Raw genomic sequence first — 16,689 nt, 5'->3', positions numbered from 1 at the left:
CCCTGGCTCCTCTTTCTGGTGTGCGCCTGGCTCCACTTCCCGGCGTGCGCCTGGCTCTGTTTTCTGGCGTGCGCCTGGCTCTGTTTTCTGGGGTGCGCCTGGCTCTGTTTTCTGGGGTGCGCCTGGCTCTGTTTTCTGGGGTGCGCCTGGCTCTGTTTCCCGGCGTGCGCCTGATTCTATTTTCCCGGCATGCTTTTCGCCGGGATCACCCGGCGGCGTTGGCGAGTAGGTGGTCTTTGAGGGAGCGGGCGGCGGAGTGGGGGTCGGGGGCGGCGGTGATGGCGCGGACCACGACTATGCGGGTGGCTCCGGCGGCGAGGACCTCGGGGAGGCGTTGCTCGTCGATGCCGCCGATGGCGAACCAGGGGTGGGTGGGCTGGGCGTCGGCGGTGGAGCGGACCAGCTCCAGCCCGGCGGCGGTGCGGCCGGGCTTGGTGGGGGTGCTCCACACCGGGCCGGTGCAGAAGTAGTCGATGTGCTCGTCGATCGCGGCCAGGCCGACCTGGTCGCGATTGTGGGTGGAGCGGCCGATCACCACGTCCGGCCCGACGATCTTGCGGGCGTACCAGGGCGGCAGATCCCCCTGGCCCAGGTGCAGCACGTCGGCGCCGGAGGCGAGCGCGATATCGGCGCGGTCGTTGACCGCCAGCAGCGCGCCGTGCCGCCGCGCCGCGGCCTTCAGCTCCGCCAGCGCGCCCAGTTCGGCCTTCGCCTCCAGCGGCCCGAACCTCGCCTCGCCCGCGGAGCCCTTGTCGCGCAACTGGATGATGTCGACCCCGCCCGCCAGCGCCGCCTCGGCGAAGGCGGCGAGGTCGCCCGTGTCGCGGCGGGCATCGGTGCACAGATACAGCAGGGCCGAGGCCAGGCGGTCCCGGGGTGCAGCGGGGCGGTTCGGGTGGGACGGTTGCACGTCATCGACCGTAGTCGCGGTACCTTGGGTAAGCGAAACATCTGGACATCCCCGCAGCGAAGGCGGCCGCGCGGGGACGACCGGATCCCGGCTCTCCGGGACCGAGCGAGGTGGAAGGTATGCGAAGTCTGGCCGTCGTGGGTGGGGGTGTGATCGGGCTGTCGGTGGCGTGGCGCGCCGCCGAATCGGGCTGGTCGGTCACCGTCTTCGATCCCGCCGCGGGCAGCGGTGCGTCGTGGGTCGCCGGTGGCATGCTGGCGCCCCTGTCGGAGGGCTGGCCGGGGGAGGAGGAGCCCCTGGATTTCGGCGCCGCCTCGCTGGCGCGCTGGCCGGAATTCGCCGCCCGGATCCGGGCCGCGACGGGCGTGTCCGTCGTCGTCGCCGACGAGACCCTCACCGTCGCACTGGATGCCGCCGATGCCGCGGACCTGCGCACCATCGCCGATTTCGTGACCGCGCGGGGCCACGAGATGCGGCTGCTGGACCGGCCGGGCGTGCGTGCCTGCGAGCCCGATCTCGCCCGCACCGTCCGCGCGGGCCTGCTCGCCCCGGCCGAACCGGCTGTGGACAACCGCCTCCTGGTCGAATCCCTGCGCCGCTGTTGTGAACAGGCCGGTGTGCACATCCGCGCGACCGCCGTCGCGGCTGTGGACGATCTCGACCACGACCGGATCGTGCTCGCCACCGGCGCCGCCGCCGCACAGCTGTGGCCCGGCCTGCCGGTGCGGCCGGTGAAGGGCGAGATCCTGCGGCTGCGGCATCGGCCGGGCGCACCGCCGCCGCCGCGTCGCGTGATCCGCGCCCGGGTGCACGGCCGCCCGCTGTATCTGGTGCCGCGGGCGAACGGAATCGTCGTCGGCGCAACGCAATACGAGTCGGGGTTCGATACCGCGGTGACCGTCGCCGGAGTCCGGGATCTCATCGCGGATGCCGAGGCGGTGCTGCCCGCACTCGGCGAATACGAGTTGCAGGAGGCGAGCGCGGGGTCCCGCCCCGGCACCCCCGACAACCTGCCGCTGATCGGCCGGGTCTCCGACCGCGTGATCGTCGCCACGGGCCACGGCCGCAACGGCATCCTCGGCGTACCGATCACCGTCGACGCGGTCGATGCCCTGCTCTCCGGGGACGTACTCGCCGAGGCGAAGGCCGCCGACCCGCACCGCTTTTCCGAGGTGTCCGAAAACGCCGGTGCCCCAACACCATCAGGAGGTAGTCGATGACCGCAACGATCCCGATCGGGGTCACCGTGAACGGCGAGGACCACGAGTTCGCCGAGCAGCTCACCGTGCGTGAACTGCTGGAGCGACTGGAACTGCCCTGTCAGGGCGTGGCGCTGGCCGTCGACGGCGCGGTGTTCCCCAAGTCCCGCTGGGACGAGCCGGTCGGCCGCGGCTGGGAGATCGAGGTGCTCACGGCGGTGCAGGGTGGTTAGCCCGGCCGCCGTGGACGCCGCGCCCACCCTGGCACCGCTGCGCATCGCCGATCGCACCTTCGACTCCCGCCTGATCATGGGCACCGGCGGCGCCGAGAACCTGGCCGTCCTGGAGGAGGCGCTGGTCGCCTCCGGCACCGAGCTGACCACGGTCGCGATGCGCCGCGTCGACGCGACGGGCGGCACCGGCGTCCTCGACCTGCTGCAGCGCCTGGGCATCGCCCTGCTGCCCAATACCGCCGGGTGCCGCACGGCCGCCGAGGCGGTGCTCACCGCGCAACTGGCCCGCGAGGCGCTCGGCACCGACTGGGTGAAGCTCGAGGTCGTCGCCGACGAACGCACGCTGCTGCCCGATGCCATCGAATTGGTCAGTGCGGCAGAGCAATTGGTCGATGACGGATTCGTCGTCCTGCCCTACACCAACGACGATCCCGCGCTGGCCCGCCGCCTGGAGGACACCGGATGCGCCGCGGTGATGCCGCTGGGCGCCCCGATCGGCACCGGCCTGGGCATCGGCAATCCGCACAATATCGAGATGATCGTCGCGGCCGCGGGCGTGCCGGTGATCCTGGACGCCGGGATCGGCACCGCCAGCGACGCCGCGCTCGCGATGGAACTGGGCTGCTCCGCGGTGCTGCTGGCGACGGCGGTGACCCGTGCGCGCAGGCCCGCGACGATGGCGGCCGCCATGGCCGCCGCGGTCCGGGCGGGATACCTCGCGCGCGAGGCCGGGCGTATCCCCAAGCGCTTCTGGGCGCAGGCATCCTCACCCGAGTTGTGAACAGCTCCGAGTGCACAGCCGCGGGACCACCTTTCGGGTGGCACTGATTCAGCGGCCTGGAAATCGCTGGCCCGGGGAATCCCCGGATGGCATGGTGGTTTGAGCGGGGGATAGGTCGGGCATGCATGGGGGTGCCCATCATCCTCGAGGATGATCGAACTAGCGACCTGTGAGCGATGGCCTACACATGCAACTTTCGGAAGACTGGTCCTCATGATCGAAGTGACTGGCCTGACCAAGCGGTTCGGCACGACCGTCGCTGTCGACGATCTGACGTTCAAGGTCGAGCCCGGGCAGGTGACCGGGTTCCTGGGACCCAACGGCGCAGGCAAGTCGACCACGATGCGGATGATCCTGGGCCTGGACCGGCCCACCGCGGGCACCGCGGTGATCCAGGGCAAGCCCTACCGCGAGCTGGACAACCCGCTGCGCACCGTCGGCGCGCTGCTCGACGCGAAATGGGTGCACCCCAACCGCTCCGCGCGCTCGCATCTGCGCTGGATGGCGGCGACCAACGGCATCCCGCAGTCCCGGGTGGAGGAGGTGCTGCGCCTGGTCGGCCTCACCGAGGTCGCCAACAAGAACGCGGGCGGGTTCTCCCTCGGCATGTCGCAGCGGCTGGGCCTGGCCGGGGCGCTGCTCGGCGATCCGCCGGTGCTGCTGTTCGACGAGCCGGTCAACGGCCTGGACCCGGAGGGCATCCTGTGGATCCGCCGGTTCATGCAGCGGCTGGCCGCCGAGGGCCGGACCGTGCTGGTGTCCAGCCACCTGCTGTCGGAGATGGCGCAGACCGCCGACCACCTGGTCGTGATCGGCCGCGGCAAGCTGATCGCCGATACCGACACCAAGGATTTCATCGAACGTGCCTCGGAATCGACTGTGCGCGTACGCAGTCCGCAGCTGGACCAGCTGCGTAGCCTGCTCACCTCCAACGGCCTGACGGTGCGCGAGGAGGATCCCGCCGCCCTGCTCGTCGTCGGGGAGACCAGCGACGCGGTCGGCAAGCTGGCCGGGGAGAACGGCATCACGCTGTACGAGCTGGCGCCGCAGCGGGCCTCGCTCGAGGAGGCCTTCATGCGGATGACCGGCGGTGCGGTGCAGTACCACGCCGAAGGCATCGAACAGGTGATGGGAGGTGCGCTCTGATGGGCGTCATAACCGCGGAACGAATCAAGCTCACCTCCACCCGGTCGCCGTGGTGGTGCTCGGCGTCGATCGTCGTGATCGGCCTGGGCCTGGCGGCGATCTTCGGCCTGGTGGCCAAGGCCTCCTACGGCAAGGAGGGCATGCTCGAGCTGACGGTGTCGATGGCCGTCTCGGGCCTGACCGGCCTGGGCGTGATGATCTTGATGATCATGGCGACACTGACGGTGACCAGCGAATACCGCTTCGGGATCATCCGCACGACCTTCCAGGCGACGCCGAACCGGACGCGGGTCATCGCGACCAAGGCCGGTCTGGTGGCCGTATTCGGCGCGGTGCTCACCGCGGTGCTGGCGCTGCTGTCCTTCGGCATCGCCAAGGCGCTCAGCGGCTCGGACGCCGGGGCACTGCTGACGCTGTCGTCCGCCGAGGACTGGCGCGGGCTGATCGGGGTCCCGGTCTACGCGTTCCTCGGCGCGATCCTGGCCGTGGCGATCGGTGTGCTGGTCCGCCAGTCCGCCGCCGCGATCGCGCTGATCGTGCTGTGGCCGATGCTGGTCGAGCCGCTGGCGGGCGCGTTCGGCAGCTTCGGGCGCAATGTGCAGCCGTTCCTGCCCTTCGCCAATATGCAGCGCTTCATCGGCGGCGCCGAGGGCAGCGGCAACTGGCACTGGGGCCCGTGGGGTGGCCTGGTCTACTTCACGGTCTTCGTCGCGATCGTTCTCGCCGCCGCGCTGTACACGGTGGAGAAACGCGACGCGTAAAACCTGCCCGAACCCCCGGGGCGCATTCCCTCGCCAACCCCGGGGCCGGGAGGGCGGTCCTGTCGGGGGACCGCTGTACCCGAGCCACGCCGGCCACTGCCCGGCCGGCGTGGCATCACCGGCCCGGTGCGAATCCATCGCATCGGGCCGGTGTCTGCATGGAAAACGTTGGTTAACTGTGAAACAGCGCGCTTCCATCCGGCATGGATGCTGCGTACTATCGGCCAGAGCAACCAGCAAGCTATCCATCGGCGGTCCCATCGGCGTGCCCGCTCCGTCCGATAGGAGGTGGCAGGTGGCGATCATCGGTAATCCGCCCACCGACAGGTGGCTGAGCTACGCTGGCGCCGTGAGCGAAACACCCTCCGGCGAAGGCGAAAACGCGCCTCGCGCGGCCGATGCCGACGGTTCGGCGCGGCGATCGGAGAAGGACGAGTCACGCGCGGGCGGGAGCACCGAGTCCGGCGGTGGCCGACGCCGCATCGAACCCGGCCCGGATGTCGTGATTCCGCTCACTCCGGCCGACGCCGACGACGCCCCGCGGCGCCCCGCGGGCCGGTTGCGCCCCGGGCAGCTGTCGTCGCTGATGGCCGCGGCCAACCAGCGGCCCGACGTGATCGGGGTGATCCGCCGGGCGCGCGAGAATCTGCCGGGTGATCCGGCTTTCGGTGACCCACTGTCGGTTTCGGGCCCCGGCGGTCCGCGCGCGGTGGCGCGGGCGGCGGACAAACTCGTCGGTGACACCCCGAATGCGGCCAAGGAGATCGGCCTCGGCGCGCTGCAGGTCTGGCAGGCCATGCTGGAGCGCGTCGGCCGCGGTAAGGGCACCCGGCAGACGACGGTGATGTTCACCGATCTGGTGGCCTTCTCCAGCTGGTCGCTCTCGGCCGGGGACGAGGCCACCCTGGAGCTGTTGCGCCGGGTCGCCAAGGCCATCGAGCCTCCGATCGTGGATCGCGGCGGGCGGGTGGTCAAGCGCATGGGCGACGGCGTGATGGCCGTGTTTCCCTCGCCCGACCGGGCCGTGCAGGCGGCGGTCTCCGCGAAGGACAATCTCTCCGGCGTGGAGGTGTCGAGCTACCGGCCGCAGATGCGGATCGGCCTGCACACCGGCAATCCGCGCGAGATCGGCGGCGACTGGCTGGGCGTCGACGTGACGATAGCGGCCCGGGTCATGGAGGCGGGCGGCAACGGCAACACCATGCTCTCGGCCTCCACCCTGCAGGCCCTGCAGCCCGAAACCCTCGCCGCCCTGGGCCACGTCCCCAAGCCCTACCGCCGCAGCTTCTTCGCCGCCCCCCTCAGCGGCGTCCCGGAGGACCTCCGCATCTACCGCCTGGACGAGGAATAACCGCGCCTACCCGCCCATCCCGCGCGCGACCTACCCGTGCCCGCCGCGTCCCGCTCCCGTGCCCGCCGCGTCCCGCTCCCGTCGGTCGGCATGGGCCGACCTCGCGTTCGGCATGGGTCGACCTCGTGTTCGGCATGGGCCTACCCTCGTATTCCCGGCATGCTTTTGGCCGGGATCACCCGATCATCCAGGCGACTGCGCCGCCTGCCGCGAGGACGCCGCAGATGCCGAGGGCGATGGCCAGCCAGCGGGTGTTCTTCCAGGTGCTGTAGGCGCCGCCCAGCAGGAAACCGGCCAGGGCGAACAGGAAGACCACGATCACGGAGTTGGACACGTAGCCATCTTGCCGTGCGGCATTCCCGACCGTCATTCCGGCGTGCTTTCGGCCGGAATCTCGCCGTGGATCCCGGCCAAAAGCATGCCGGGAATGCGAGTGATGTGGCGTTGAGCTGCAGCAACCCTAATTAACAAGCACGCAGGCTTGATTTTTTCTGAGGGTGATGTGACCCTGTAACCGACGCAGCGAAGGAGCTGCGCGGACTCACCCCACAGGAGGCGCCGCGCGATGAGCAGGCTGGCCGCCGACCCGGAGGTCATCCGGATCGGCAACTGTTCCGGGTTCTACGGTGACCGGCTGAGCGCGATGCGGGAGATGCTCGAAGGCGGGCAGCTCGACGTGCTCACCGGCGACTATCTCGCCGAACTCACCATGCTGATCCTGGGCCGGGACCGGATGAAGGATCCGAACCTCGGCTACGCCAAAACCTTTGTCCGCCAAGTGGAAGACTGCCTGGGCCTGGCGCTGGAGCGCGGCGTGCGCATCGTCGCCAACGCGGGCGGGCTGAACCCGGCGGGCCTGGCCGATCGCCTGCGCGAGGTGGCCGAAAAGCTCGGTGTCGCAGCGAAAGTCGCGCACGTGGAGGGCGACGACCTGGTGGCGCGGGCGGCCGAGCTGAACCTGGGTACACCGCTGGCCGCCAATGCCTACCTCGGCGCCTGGGGCATCGCCGAATGCCTGACCGCGGGCGCCGACGTCGTGGTCACGGGCCGCGTGACCGACGCCGCCCTGGTGGTCGGCCCCGCGGCGGCGCACTTCGGCTGGGCCAGAGACGATTTCGATGCGCTGGCCGGTGCGGTGGTGGCGGGGCACGTCATCGAATGCGGCACCCAGGCCACGGGCGGGAACTTCGCCTTCTTCACCGAGATCGCCGACCTGGACCGCCCCGGCTTCCCGATCGCGGAGGTGCGACGCGACGGCAGCAGCGTCATCACCAAGCACGAGAACACCGGCGGCGCGGTCACCGTCGATACGGTCGAGGCGCAGCTGATGTACGAGATCCAGGGCGCGCGGTATGCGGGCCCGGACGTGACGACCCGGCTGGACAGCATCCGGCTCACCGCCCAGGGCCCGGACCGGGTGCTCATCTCGGGCGTGACCGGGGAGGCGCCGCCGCCGCGGCTCAAGGTGTCGCTGAACACCCTCGGCGGATTCCGCAACGAGATGGACTTCGTGCTCACCGGCCTCGAGATCGAGGCCAAGGCCGACCTGGTGCAACGACAGCTGGAGCAGTGGCTGCCGGTGCGACCGGCGGAGCTGGAGTGGACGCTGACGCGAACCGACCGTCCCGACGCCGAATCCGAGGAGCAGGCCAGCGCCCTGCTGCGATGCGTGGTCCGCGATCCGGATCCGAACAAGGTCGGTCGCGGATTCTCCAGTGTCGCAGTGGAACTCGCGCTGGCGAGCTATCCCGGCTTCACCCTGACCTCGCCGCCCGGAAACGGTTCGCCCTACGGGGTTTTCACGCCGGGTTACGTCGACGCCGCCGCGGTCCCGCATATCGCCGTGCTGGCCGATGGGCAGCGCACCGAGATCGCCCCGCCCGCAACAACACTGGAACTCACAGAGGTCGCCGCGCCGCCATTGCCGCAACCACTGCCGCATGGCGAGACCCGGCGGGCCCCGCTCGGCACGCTCGCGCTCGCCCGCAGCGGTGACAAGGGCGGCAACGCCAATATCGGGGTCTGGGTGCGCACCGACGAGCAGTGGCGGTGGCTGGTGCATACGCTCACCGTGGACGAGCTGCGGCTGCTGCTGCCCGAGACCGCGAAACTGCCGGTCACCCGGCACGTGCTGCCCAATCTGCGGGCGCTCAATTTCATCGTCGAGGGCATCCTCGGCCAGGGCGTGGCCTACCAGGCCCGCTTCGATCCACAGGCCAAGGGGCTCGGCGAATGGCTGCGCTCCCGGCACGTCGACATACCGGTGGAGCTGCTGTCATGAATGTGTGGGAAACACCCGAACGCCGCGAATTGCGCGCGACCGTCAGGGGATTCGTCGAACGCGAGATCCTGCCCTCCCTCGACGACTGGGAGCGTGCGGGGGAGATCCCGCGCGAACTGCACAAGAAGGCGGGCGCCCTGGGCCTGCTGGGAATCCAGTTCCCGGAATCGGGCGGCGGCGCCGGCGGTGACGGCATCGACGCGGCCATCGTCTGCGAGGAGATGCACCAGGCCGGGGCGTCCGGAGGGCTGTTCGCCTCGCTGTTCACCTGCGGTATCGCGGTCCCGCACATCATCGCCTCGGGCAATGCCGAGCACATCGAGCGCTGGGCGAAGCCGACCCTGGCGGGCGAGAAGATCGGCTCGCTGGCCATCACCGAGCCGGGCGGCGGTTCGGATGTCGGGCACCTGACGACCAGCGCGGTGCGCGACGGCGACCATTTCATCGTCAACGGCGCCAAGACCTACATCACCTCGGGTACCCGCGCCGACTTCGTGGTGACCGCGGTGCGCACGGGAGGCCCCGGGGCGGCGGGTGTTTCGCTGCTGGTGGTCGAGGCGGGCACGCCCGGGTTCACGGTGAGCCGCAAGCTGGAGAAGATGGGCTGGCTGGCGTCGGACACCGCCGAGCTGTCCTATGTGGATGTGCGGGTGCCGGTCGAGAACCTGGTGGGCCCGGAGAACAGCGGATTCGCCCAGATCGCAGCGGCTTTCGTCAGCGAGCGCATGGGCCTTGCGGTGCAGGCCTACGCCCAGGCGCAGCGCTGCCTGGACCTCACCCTGCGGTGGTGCCGCGATCGCGAGACCTTCGGCCGCCCGCTGATCAGCCGCCAGTCCGTGCAGAACACCCTCGCCGAGATGGCGCGCCGCATCGACGTCGCGCGGGTCTACGCGCGCAAGGTGGCCGAGCGGGCCGCCGAGGGCGAGACCGATCTCATCGCCGAGGTGTGCTTCGCCAAGAACACCGCCGTCGAGGCCGCCGAATGGGTGGCCACGCAATCGGTGCAGCTGTTCGGCGGGCTCGGGTACATGCGCGAGTCCGAGGTGGAGCGGCAGTACCGCGACATCCGCATTCTCGGTATCGGCGGCGGCACCACGGAGATCCTGACCGCTTTGGCGGCAAAACGATTGGGGTTCCAGTCATGACGATTCTGCGCACGGCCGTCGACGCGGGCTCGGCGGATTATCGGGCCGCCGCGGAGGCGATGCAGGGCAAGCTCGCCGAGATCGAGGCCGAGTTCGACAAGGTGATCGCCGGAGGCGGCCCGGAGAAGCTGGCGCGACATCGCAAGCGCGGCAAGCTGACCGCCCGCGAGCGCATCGAGCTGCTCATCGACGAGGATTCGCCGTTCCTGGAGTTGTGCCCGCTGGCCGCGTGGGGCAGTGACTTCCACGTCGGCGCCAGCGTGATCACCGGGATCGGCATCGTCGAGGGCGTCGAATGCATGATCGTGGCGCCGGATCCCACGGTGCGCGGCGGCACCTCGAACCCGTGGACGCTGCGTAAGAACCTGCGCGCCAACGACATCGTCATGCAGAACCGGCTGCCCGTGATCGGGCTGGTCGAGTCCGGCGGTGCCGACCTGCCCACGCAGAAGGAGGTCTTCGTCCCCGGCGGGCGGATGTTCCGCGATCTCACCCAGGCCTCCGCGGCCGGAATCCCCACCATCGCACTGGTTTTCGGAAACTCCACCGCGGGCGGCGCCTACATTCCGGGCATGTCCGACTACACGGTCATGATCAAGGAGCGCTCCAAGGTGTTCCTGGGCGGCCCGCCGCTGGTGAAGATGGCGACCGGTGAGGAGTCCGACGACGAATCGCTCGGCGGCGCCGAAATGCACGCCCGTGTCTCCGGTCTGGCCGACTATCTGGCCGCCGACGAGCAGGACGCCATCCGGATCGGCCGGTCCATCGTGCGGCGCCTGAACTGGAAGAAGCAGGGCCCGGCGCCGCGCGCCGAGGTCGCCGAACCGAAGTACGACCAGGAGGAACTGCTCGGCATCGTGCCGACGGATCTGAAGGTGCCGTTCGATCCGCGCGAGGTGATCGCCCGCGTCGTCGACGGCTCCGATTTCGACGAGTTCAAGCCGCTGTACGGCTCGAGCCTGGTCACCGGATGGGCGGAGCTGCACGGCTATCCGGTCGGCATTCTCGCCAACGCGCGCGGGGTGCTGTTCTCCGAGGAGTCGCAGAAGGCCACCCAGTTCATCCAGCTGGCCAATCAGTCGAATACGCCACTGCTGTTCCTGCACAACACGACCGGGTACATGGTCGGCAAGGAGTACGAGCAGAAGGGCATCATCAAGCACGGCGCGATGATGATCAATGCCGTCTCCAATTCGAAGGTTCCGCACATCTCGGTGCTGATGGGCGCCTCCTACGGCGCGGGCCACTACGGCATGTGCGGGCGCGCCTACGATCCCCGCTTCGTCTTCGCCTGGCCCAGTGCGAAATCCGCCGTCATGGGCGGCGCCCAGCTGGCCGGTGTCATCTCCATCGTCAGCCGGGCGGCGGCCGAGGCCAAGGGCCAGCCGTTCGACGAACAGGCCGATGCCGGGATGCGGGCGATGATCGAGGCGCAGATCGAGGCCGAATCGCTGCCGATGTTCATGTCCGGACGCCTCTACGACGACGGCGTCATCGATCCCCGGGACACTCGCACGGTATTGGGAATGGCGTTGTCGGCCATCCACAATGCCCCGATCAAGGGCGCCGAGGGCTTCGGCGTCTTCCGAATGTGAGGGCCGCAGTGAGTATTTCGACCGTCCTGGTTGCCAATCGTGGCGAGATCGCGCGCCGAGTGTTCGCCACGTGCCGCCGCATGGGCCTGGGCACCGTCGCGGTGTACTCCGATGCCGACGCGGCCGCTCCGCACGTGGGTGAGGCGGATGCGGCGATCCGGCTGCCGGGCAACGCTCCCGGTGAGACCTACCTGCGCGGCGACCTGATCGTCGAGGCGGCGTTGGCCGCCGGTGCGGACGCGGTGCACCCGGGCTACGGATTCCTTTCCGAGAACGCCGATTTCGCGCGCGCGGTGATCGATGCCGGGCTGGTGTGGATCGGCCCGCCGGTCGCCGCCATCGAGCAGATGGGCTCGAAGGTGGAGTCCAAGAAGATGATGGACGCCGCCGGGGTGCCGGTGCTGTCGGAGCTGAATCCCGCCGAGGTGACCGCGGATCTGCTGCCGGTGCTCATCAAGGCCTCCGCCGGTGGCGGCGGCCGCGGCATGCGCGTGGTGCGTTCGCTCGACGAGCTGCCGGGGCAGCTGGAAGCCGCACGGCGCGAGGCGGAATCGGCCTTCGGTGATCCGACGGTGTTCTGCGAGCGCTACCTCGAGACGGGCCGCCACATCGAGGTGCAGGTGATGGCCGATACGCACGGCACGGTCTGGGCGGTCGGCGAGCGCGAGTGCTCGATTCAGCGGCGCCACCAGAAGGTGGTGGAGGAGGCGCCCTCGCCGCTGGTCGAGCGGATCGACCGGCTGTCGGGCCCGGACGCCGCGCGTGACAGCGGGTCTGCGAGCGGACGCGATGGTCGCGGCATGCGGGCGCGGTTGTTCGAGGCGGCGAAGCTGGCGTCGGAGGCCATCGGCTACGAGGGCGCGGGCACGGTCGAATTCCTGGCCGACGAGCAGGGGGACTTCTTCTTCCTGGAGATGAATACCCGTCTGCAGGTGGAACATCCGGTCACCGAGAACACCACCGGCCTGGACCTGGTCCGGCTGCAGCTGCAGGTCGCGCAGGGTCATCGGCTGCCCGCGGATCCGCCGCCGATGCGCGGGCATTCGATCGAGGTCCGGCTGTACGCCGAGGATCCGGCGCACGACTGGCAGCCGCAGAGCGGCACGGTGCACCGGCTCGACCTCGGTGCGACGGGGGATGGGCACTCGACGGTGGTCGAATTCGCCGTACTCCAGGAACCGGGCGTTCGCCTGGATTCCGGCGTGGTCGACGGTTCGGTGGTCGGCGTGCACTACGACCCGATGCTGGCGAAGGTGATCTCCTACGCCGACACCCGCGAGGAGGCCGCCCACCTGCTGGCAACCACCTTGCAGCGGGCCAAGATCCACGGCTTGGTCACCAACCGCGATCTGCTGGTGCGCGTGCTGCGGCATCCGGCCTTCCTGGCGGGTGACACCGATACCGCGTTCTTCGATACCCACGGCCTGGACAAGCTTTCCGCGCCTTTGGTTTCGGAGCCGGACGAGAAGCTGTCGATCGTCGCGGCGGCCCTGGCCGAGGCCGCGGCCAATCGCGCCGCCGCCCGCGTCGGCGGGGGCCTGCCCAGCGGTTGGCGCAACCTGCCCGCGCAGCCGCAGTCCAAGTCCTACGAGAGCCGCACCACCGGAAAGCACGAGGTGCGCTACCGGATTACCCGGACCGGACTCGAGGTGGACGGTCACGACGACCTCGAATTGATCGAGGCGACACCGGGTTCCGTCACTCTGTTGGTGCCGAGCGAACCGCGCGGCCGAGCGGGCTCCGCCGATGCCTCCGCTGCCGATCGCGCGCAGCGGCGGGTACGCCGCCGATTCGAGGTGGCCCGCTACGGCGACTCCGGATCGGGTTCGGGCCTGGTGACGGTGGATTCACCGCTGGGTCCGGTCAGCGTGCGCCGCCTGCCCCGCTTCGAGGATCCCTCCGAGCACATCGCCGAGGGCTCGCTATTGGCGCCGATGCCCGGTTCGGTGATCCGGCTCGGCGCCGCCGCCGGGGATCGGGTCGAGCAGGGGCAGCCGGTGCTGTGGCTGGAGGCGATGAAGATGGAACACACCATCACCGCCCCCGCCACCGGCGTGCTCGCCGAGCTGAACGTCACCGCGGGACAACAGGTCGATGTCGGCACCGTGCTGGCCATCGTGCAACCAGACACCCAGGAGTAGGCCATGAGTTTCATCGAAACCGACGAGCAGAAGCAGCTGCGGGCCGCGGTCGCGCAGCTCGCCGCCAAATACAGTTTCTCCGACTACGTCTCGGCCAAGGCGCGCAACAACGAGCCGCTGAGCGAACTGTGGGACGAGGCCGGGCGGCTCGGCTTCCTCGGAGTGAATCTGCCCGAGGAGTACGGCGGCGGTGGCGCGGGCATCTACGAGCTCGCGCTGGTGATGGAGGAGCTGTCGGCCCAGGGCGCCGGGCTGTTGCTGATGGTGGTCTCGCCCGCCATCTGCGGCACGATCATCACGAAATACGGTACCGACGAACAGAAGCGGTACTGGCTGCCGCGGCTGGCCGACGGCTCGTCGAAGATGGTCTTCGGCATCACCGAACCCGATGCCGGGTCGAACTCGCACCACATCACCACCACCGCGCGGCGCGACGGCGGCGACTGGATCCTCAACGGCCGCAAGATCTTCATCTCCGGCGTGGACCAGGCCGAGGCGGTGCTCATCGTCTCGCGCACGGAGGACGCCAAGACCGGCAAGCTGAAGCCCGCGCTGTTCATCGTCCCGACGGACGCCCCGGGCTTCGAGAAGACCCGGCAGGAAATGGACATCATCGAACCCGACAGCCAGTTCACGCTGTTCCTCGACGATGTGCGGTTGCCCGCGAATGCCCTTGTGGGCCAGGAGGATGCGGCGCTGGCGCAGCTGTTCGCCGGGCTCAATCCGGAGCGCATCATGGGTGCCGCCATGGCGACGGGAATGGGCCGCTACGCGATCGATCGAGCGGTGGAATACGCCAGGGAACGACAGGTGTGGAAGACGCCGATCGGTGCGCACCAAGGCATTTCGCATCCGCTGGCGCAGGTCAAGATCGAGGTCGAGCTGGCCAAGCTGATGATGCAGAAGGCGGCCGTACTCTACGACTCCGGCGACGACTTCGGCGCCGCCGAGGCTGCCAATATGGCGAAGTACGCCGCGGCCGAGGCCAGTATCAAGGCCCTCGACCAGGCCATCCAGACCCACGGCGGCTCCGGCCTCACCCGCGATGTCGGCCTGGCGGGCATGCTCGCCGCGGCCCGCATCGGCCGCGTGGCCCCGGTCAGCCGGGAAATGGTCCTGAACTTCGTCGCCCAACATTCCCTGGGCCTGCCGAAGTCGTACTGAGCGGCCGTGGTGAAGGAGGCTCGATGAGTGAGACGCCTGACACACCGTACGTGCGTTACGAGGTGCGGGACGGGTTCGCCGTTCTCACATTGGATTCGCCGCACAACCGGAATGCCCTGTCCTCCCGCCTGGTGCGGGAGTTGTTGGATGGCCTGGAGCGGGCGGCGGCCGACGAGCAAGCCCGCGGTGTGGTCCTCACCCATACCGGCAACACCTTCTGTGCCGGTGCGGATTTGAAGGAGGCACTCGACGCGGATCCCGCCGCGGCCGCCGACATCCGCACGGGCTGGATGGTCGATGTGTTGCGCCGCATCCTGGATCTGCCCAAACCCGTTGTCGCGCAGGTGGATGGCAATGTGCGGGCGGGCGGCATGGGCATCCTCGCCGCGTGCGATATCGCGGTGGCGGGAACGCACAGCAGCTTCGCGCTCACCGAGGCACGAATCGGCCTGGCGCCGTTCATGATCTCGCTGACCCTGCTGCCCCGGATGACCTCCCGCGCGGCCGCGCGCTACTACCAGACCGGGGAGAAGTTCGACGCGGCCGAGGCGCAGCGGATCGGGCTGATCACCCTGGCCGTCGAGGATCCGGCGGCGGAGGTGGACCGGTTGCGGGCCGAGCTGCGGCAGGGCTCACCGCAGGGCCTGGCCGAGAGCAAGCGGCTGGTCAACGCGGCCATGCTCGCCGAGTTCGATCGCAGCGCCGCCGAGCTGGCCGAGCGGTCCGGCAGCTTCTTCGGGACTCCCGAGGTCGTGGAGGGTATGACGGCCTTCTTTCAGCGCCGCCCGCCGAGCTGGGCAGAATAGGCGGTCATGGCGACACCGCACGAACCCAAGCAGGACCGCAGCCGGGCCACCCGGCAGCGGCTGCTCGAGGCGTCCATCGACTGCCTGGCCGAGCTGGGCTGGGCGGCGGCCACCGTGGCCGTGGTCGCCGAGCGGGCCGGGGTGTCGCGCGGTGCGGCGCAGCATCACTTCCCGACCCGGGAGGACCTGATCACCGCGGCGCTCGAGTACATGTTCGACACCCGGATGGCCACGGCGAAGGCGGAGGCGCTGGCCCTGGGCGAGGTGGCCGCGGGCGTCGGCCGGACCGAGGCCGTGGTGGCCGGGCTGGTGGAGTCCTACACCAGCCCGCTGTTCAAGGCGGCCCTGCAGGTGTGGACGCACGCCGCCGCGGACCCCGCCCTGCGCGAGCGCATCGTCCCGCTGGAGGCCCGCTTCGGACGCGTCTCGCACCGGATCGCGGTCGAGTCGCTGGGTGTCGACGACTCCGATCCCGTTGCGCACCACCTGGTTCAGGCCACGCTGGACCTGGCTCGCGGTCTGGGGCTGGCCGACGTGCTCACCGACGATTCGGCCCGCCGCAAGGAGATCGTGCAGCAGTGGGCGGCCACCCTGCACGCGGCGCTGCACGGCGATTTGGTCCGCGACGCCGGAGCCCGGTAAGCTGACCGAGCCCTCCGGTTGGAGGGCACGCCGATCTCCCTGCCGAGATCGAGTCCTGGCCCCGTCGTCTAGCGGCCTAGGACGCCGCCCTCTCAAGGCGGTAGCGCGGGTTCAAATCCCGTCGGGGCTACTTCACAGAACCCACCCGCCCGGGTGGGTTTCCACTGCGAAATTCCCTGTCTTTGCGGCGGATTCGCCATGGGTGGAGCGCCTGATCCGCGTCGTGATCGGATCCGGTGGCGTACGGTCGAGGTAACGAGACCACTCAGGTCTTGCAAACAAAGGACCCTCATGTCCGACAAGTCTCCGCGCAAGACCATGTCCAAGAAGTCGGGAAAATCCCTCAAGGAGAAGCGGGCGGAGAAGAAGGCCAAATCGGCCGACCAATCCGCCGTCGAGGCGACCTTCGAGATCCGAAAATCGCGCTCGCGATAGACCTGGCCGGTACCGCTGCGCTCGCCGCGGGTGGCGATATCACCGGCTGGCTGCGCAGCAGCGGACTCGAGATCGTGCTGATCGTCGTGGGCGCCATGC

General features: G+C 69.6%; 15 protein-coding genes, 1 tRNA gene and 1 pseudogene. 15 read left to right on the top strand and 2 right to left on the bottom strand.

The genetic code is table 11. From position 1 onward, the window contains the following. Positions 1-205: 205 nt before the first annotated feature. Positions 206-910, bottom strand: coding sequence for a thiamine phosphate synthase (thiE, locus tag QH290_RS00775; protein WP_280262683.1), 705 nt, complete (start codon positions 908-910; stop codon positions 206-208). A 119-nt stretch (positions 911-1,029) separates the two neighbouring features. Between thiE and thiO the strand changes: the two genes are divergently transcribed. The 6 genes from thiO to QH290_RS00745 all read left to right on the top strand — a co-directional run bounded on the left by thiO (position 1,030) and on the right by QH290_RS00745 (position 6,381). Beyond that, the gene (thiO, locus tag QH290_RS00770) at positions 1,030-2,130 is read left to right on the top strand and encodes a glycine oxidase ThiO (RefSeq protein ID WP_280381686.1); all 1,101 of its coding nucleotides are present in this window, start codon (positions 1,030-1,032) and stop codon (positions 2,128-2,130) included. Continuing rightward, positions 2,127-2,342, top strand: a complete 216-nt coding sequence (gene thiS / locus QH290_RS00765; protein WP_280262686.1) for a sulfur carrier protein ThiS — start codon at positions 2,127-2,129, stop codon at positions 2,340-2,342. The genes thiO and thiS overlap by 4 nt, the downstream gene beginning before the upstream one ends. 28 nt (positions 2,343-2,370) lie before the next feature. Continuing rightward, positions 2,371-3,123, top strand: coding sequence for a thiazole synthase (gene thiG / locus QH290_RS00760; RefSeq protein WP_280262732.1), 753 nt, complete (start codon positions 2,371-2,373; stop codon positions 3,121-3,123). Between the two features lie 213 nt (positions 3,124-3,336). Next, positions 3,337-4,269, top strand: coding sequence for an ABC transporter ATP-binding protein (locus QH290_RS00755; RefSeq protein ID WP_280262688.1), 933 nt, complete (start codon positions 3,337-3,339; stop codon positions 4,267-4,269). Further along, on the top strand, positions 4,269-5,030 hold the full coding sequence (locus QH290_RS00750; RefSeq protein ID WP_280262690.1) for an ABC transporter permease: 762 nt from the start codon (positions 4,269-4,271) through the stop codon (positions 5,028-5,030). The genes QH290_RS00755 and QH290_RS00750 overlap by 1 nt, the downstream gene beginning before the upstream one ends. A gap of 586 nt (positions 5,031-5,616) precedes the next feature. Continuing rightward, a complete protein-coding gene (locus QH290_RS00745; RefSeq protein ID WP_280262734.1) occupies positions 5,617-6,381 on the top strand; it encodes an adenylate/guanylate cyclase domain-containing protein in 765 nt (254 codons plus the stop codon). A gap of 175 nt (positions 6,382-6,556) precedes the next feature. Here QH290_RS00745 and QH290_RS00740 read toward each other — a convergent pair whose 3' ends face one another. Continuing rightward, on the bottom strand, positions 6,557-6,715 hold the full coding sequence (locus QH290_RS00740) for a hypothetical protein (RefSeq protein ID WP_169814374.1): 159 nt from the start codon (positions 6,713-6,715) through the stop codon (positions 6,557-6,559). A 231-nt stretch (positions 6,716-6,946) separates the two neighbouring features. Here QH290_RS00740 and QH290_RS00735 point away from each other — a divergent pair, with 231 nt between their 5' ends. From QH290_RS00735 to QH290_RS00695, 9 genes and pseudogenes are all read left to right on the top strand, one after another. After that, positions 6,947-8,662: an acyclic terpene utilization AtuA family protein gene (locus tag QH290_RS00735; protein ID WP_280262695.1), complete on the top strand. Its 1,716-nt coding sequence runs from the start codon at positions 6,947-6,949 to the stop codon at positions 8,660-8,662. Next, positions 8,659-9,807, top strand: a complete 1,149-nt coding sequence (locus QH290_RS00730) for an acyl-CoA dehydrogenase family protein (RefSeq protein WP_280262698.1) — start codon at positions 8,659-8,661, stop codon at positions 9,805-9,807. The genes QH290_RS00735 and QH290_RS00730 overlap by 4 nt, the downstream gene beginning before the upstream one ends. Next, positions 9,804-11,402: an acyl-CoA carboxylase subunit beta gene (locus QH290_RS00725; protein WP_280262700.1), complete on the top strand. Its 1,599-nt coding sequence runs from the start codon at positions 9,804-9,806 to the stop codon at positions 11,400-11,402. The genes QH290_RS00730 and QH290_RS00725 overlap by 4 nt, the downstream gene beginning before the upstream one ends. Positions 11,403-11,410: 8 nt before the next feature. Continuing rightward, positions 11,411-13,543, top strand: coding sequence for an acetyl/propionyl/methylcrotonyl-CoA carboxylase subunit alpha (locus QH290_RS00720; protein ID WP_280381685.1), 2,133 nt, complete (start codon positions 11,411-11,413; stop codon positions 13,541-13,543). 3 nt (positions 13,544-13,546) lie between these two features. Beyond that, complete coding sequence (locus QH290_RS00715) at positions 13,547-14,707, top strand: acyl-CoA dehydrogenase family protein (RefSeq protein ID WP_280262704.1); 1,161 nt, start codon at positions 13,547-13,549, stop codon at positions 14,705-14,707. Positions 14,708-14,730: 23 nt separating this feature from the next. Beyond that, complete coding sequence (locus QH290_RS00710; RefSeq protein ID WP_280262706.1) at positions 14,731-15,513, top strand: enoyl-CoA hydratase family protein; 783 nt, start codon at positions 14,731-14,733, stop codon at positions 15,511-15,513. A 6-nt stretch (positions 15,514-15,519) separates the two neighbouring features. Then, positions 15,520-16,155: a TetR/AcrR family transcriptional regulator gene (locus tag QH290_RS00705; RefSeq protein WP_280262708.1), complete on the top strand. Its 636-nt coding sequence runs from the start codon at positions 15,520-15,522 to the stop codon at positions 16,153-16,155. A gap of 57 nt (positions 16,156-16,212) precedes the next feature. Further along, positions 16,213-16,285, top strand: a tRNA-Glu gene (locus tag QH290_RS00700). Positions 16,286-16,427: 142 nt separating this feature from the next. Continuing rightward, positions 16,428-16,689 (top strand): annotated as a pseudogene (locus QH290_RS00695) (hypothetical protein); the annotation flags it as partial.

It is taken from the genome of Nocardia wallacei, assembly GCF_029869545.1.
GTDB lineage: Bacteria > Actinomycetota > Actinomycetes > Mycobacteriales > Mycobacteriaceae > Nocardia > Nocardia wallacei_A.
This window is presented reverse-complemented; position numbering and strand designations above follow the sequence as displayed.

Coding starts and splice junctions, on each gene's coding strand:
- thiO (WP_280381686.1), top strand. CDS start 1,030: ATGCGAAGTCTGGCCGTCGTGGGTGGGGGTGTGATCGGGCTGTCGGTG.
- thiS (WP_280262686.1), top strand. CDS start 2,127: ATGACCGCAACGATCCCGATCGGGGTCACCGTGAACGGCGAGGACCAC.
- QH290_RS00755 (WP_280262688.1), top strand. CDS start 3,337: ATGATCGAAGTGACTGGCCTGACCAAGCGGTTCGGCACGACCGTCGCT.
- QH290_RS00750 (WP_280262690.1), top strand. CDS start 4,269: ATGGGCGTCATAACCGCGGAACGAATCAAGCTCACCTCCACCCGGTCG.
- QH290_RS00745 (WP_280262734.1), top strand. CDS start 5,617: ATGGCCGCGGCCAACCAGCGGCCCGACGTGATCGGGGTGATCCGCCGG.
- QH290_RS00735 (WP_280262695.1), top strand. CDS start 6,947: ATGAGCAGGCTGGCCGCCGACCCGGAGGTCATCCGGATCGGCAACTGT.
- QH290_RS00730 (WP_280262698.1), top strand. CDS start 8,659: ATGAATGTGTGGGAAACACCCGAACGCCGCGAATTGCGCGCGACCGTC.
- QH290_RS00725 (WP_280262700.1), top strand. CDS start 9,804: ATGACGATTCTGCGCACGGCCGTCGACGCGGGCTCGGCGGATTATCGG.
- QH290_RS00715 (WP_280262704.1), top strand. CDS start 13,547: ATGAGTTTCATCGAAACCGACGAGCAGAAGCAGCTGCGGGCCGCGGTC.
- QH290_RS00710 (WP_280262706.1), top strand. CDS start 14,731: ATGAGTGAGACGCCTGACACACCGTACGTGCGTTACGAGGTGCGGGAC.
- QH290_RS00705 (WP_280262708.1), top strand. CDS start 15,520: ATGGCGACACCGCACGAACCCAAGCAGGACCGCAGCCGGGCCACCCGG.